We start from the raw sequence: 2,829 nt of genomic DNA, 5'->3' as shown, positions 1-2,829 counted from the left end.
GATTGGAAGCTAAGATTTCGATCAGTGCCAACAAAAGCTTCGGATTAATGTCTTCACTTTCTGCCGATTTAGGAAATACTGTATTGTACGGTTCTTTATTAAGCGGAGGATGTCTGCACTTATTCAATAAAGAAACATTAATGGATGGAGTGAAGCTACAAGCATATTTCAATGCCAACTCAATTGATTGTATCAAAATAGTACCAAGTCACTGGCAGGCTTTACGCATCGATACCGATTTGTTGCTGCCGGCACGTACGATCATATTTGGAGGAGATGTACTTCCGGTATCCCATGTAAAAGAGATCGCAGCACAGGATCCAAATGTAACCATCGTGAACCATTACGGACCTACCGAGAGTACGATTGGAAAATTAGTGCACAAAGTAGATCCTGCTTTTGATTATGTAACCATTCCGGTTGGTAAATTGTTCTCAGACAGTGAAGCTTATATTGTCAGCAGCGATATGTCGTTATGTCCAATTGGAGTTTCGGGAGAATTGTTATTAGGAGGAGCAGGAATTTCAAAAGGATATTTGAATCGTGAAGATTTAACTCAGGAAAAATTTATCGCCAATCCGTTTACAGCAGGTAAGAGTGCAGTTTTATACCGAACAGGAGACTTAGTTCGTAGAAATTCTTTAGGCGAGATTGAATTTTTAGGACGAGTAGACGATCAGGTTAAAATTCGTGGATACCGTGTAGAATTAAAAGAAATCAGTCGTGTGATCCAGGGGTATTCTGGAATTGTTCAGAGTGAGGTTCTGTTTAAAGAAGACGGTACAGGAACTAAACGTCTGGTGAGTTATCTGGTTGCTGAAGAAGGATTTTCAGAGTCTGATTTGAAATCGTATCTTTTAGGATTGGTTCCGGATTATATGGTTCCTCAGGTATTTGTAGTTTTAGATCAGATGCCATTAACTTCAAACGGAAAGATCGACAGAAAAGCATTACCGGATCCTACTGTTGCAGAAGGACGTGTGTATGTGGCCCCAGAGACAAAAACAGAGGAAGAATTGGTTGTTATTTGGCAAGATCTGCTAAATGTAGAACAGGTTGGGGTTACGGATGATTTCTTTGAATTGGGAGGTCATTCTTTACTGGCTGTTCGTTTATTATCAGCTATTAAAACTACACTTAATGTGGCAATTAATATCACTGATATATTCGACCATACTAATATTGCAGCTTTAGCCTCTTTTATAGAAAGTAAGGACAATACAGCCGCACTTCCGTTGGTAACCAAACAAGAGTTACCTGCAGATATTCCGTTGTCATATGCTCAGGAGCGTTTATGGTTTATTGATAAATTAAAAGGAAGTGAGCATTACCATGTACCAGTATTATTAAACCTGAAAGGAGAGCTTAATGTACGCTATCTCTCTAAGGCTTTAAAAACTATTGTAGAGCGTCATGAAACGTTACGCACCGTGTTTGTAGAAAAAGAAGGTATTGCTTACCAAAGAGTGCAATCCACTAATCGTTGGGAATTGAATATTATATCAGGGACTAATGATTATCAGGGTCTTATTGCCAAAGAGGTGAACAAACCATTTGATTTATCAAAAGATTACATGCTGCGTGCTACAATTATAAAGATATCAGATGAAGAACATATTTTAGTATTGGTACGTCATCATATTGCGACTGACGGATGGTCCTCCTCTATTATTGTTAAGGAATTTAAAGAGCTATATGCTTTTTATGCATCAGGAATAGAAGCTGATTTACCAGTTCTTGATTTTCAATATACGGATTATGCTGTGTGGCAACGCTCACATGTGACAGGCGATTATTTAACAGAGAAGCTTGATTACTGGGAGTCAAAATTAGGAGGAGTTGTTCCTTCTTCACTTCCTACTGATTATCCAAGACCAGCTGTTCAAAGCAACCGCGGAGATCATATTAGTTTTAAGCTTGACAATGACCTTAGTGAGGCTCTTCGCACTTATGCAAAAGAAGAGGGCGTAACATTATTCATGTTATTATTGAGTGTGTATAAAGTATTATTATACCGTCACAGTGGTCAGTCAGATATTTGTATCGGAACGACCGTTGCCAATCGTCCGCAACAGGAATTAGAATCTATGATAGGATTTTTTGTGAATACTTTGGCTCTTCGAAGCGATTTGTCGGGTAATCCATCGTTTAATGATGTTTTAAAATCAGTTAAGCAAACCACTCTGGAAGCATATGATCATGTCTCAGTTCCTTTTGAAAAAGTAGTAGATCGAGTAGAGAAAACAAGAGATAAAAGTAGAAGTTCCTTATTTCAGGTGTTGTTTGTTTTAAACAACAATCCGGAGGCTAGGGTTGCTGAGTTTAGTGATATAACTATTGAATCAATGCCAATAGATTATGATATTGCTAAATTTGATCTGACGATTTTTGCCGAAGACAGCCCCGAGGGAATCCAGTTGTCTTTTAACTATTGTAGTGATTTATTTACGTCAGCTACCATATTGCGATTAAAATCACATTATGCGAATTTATTGAGTGCTATTTTAGATAATAGTACTTTATCAATTGGAAATCTAGCGATGCTAAACCCAGAAGAGGAGCGTGCATTGGTAATAGATTATAATAGATCTGATTATTTATTATCAGGAGAGGGAACTGTATTATCGTTTTTTGAGTCACAGGTATCTAAAACTCCGGAAGCAGTTGCTTTTGTTTATAATGATAGTCATATGACGTACAAGGAGCTGGATGAAGCCGCTACGAAATTAGCGTATTACTATCAACAAACTTACGACCTGAAAGAAAATGATTTGATGGGGATCATGATGGATACTTCGAACTGGTCTTTATTGGGGATCTTATCCATTT

General features: G+C 37.8%; 1 protein-coding gene. It reads left to right on the top strand.

Annotation, left to right across the window (positions count from 1 at the left end; genetic code table 11):
• Positions 1-47: 47 nt before the first annotated feature.
• The coding region (locus WFZ86_RS19990) for a condensation domain-containing protein (RefSeq protein WP_342693588.1) at positions 48-2,829 on the top strand (2,782 nt) is incomplete at its 3' end.

This window comes from Flavobacterium polysaccharolyticum (genome assembly GCF_038739875.1).
GTDB classification, from domain to species: Bacteria; Bacteroidota; Bacteroidia; order Flavobacteriales; family Flavobacteriaceae; genus Flavobacterium; species Flavobacterium polysaccharolyticum.
Note: the sequence above shows the minus strand (reverse complement) of the source record. Positions and strands in the feature narration are given on the sequence as shown.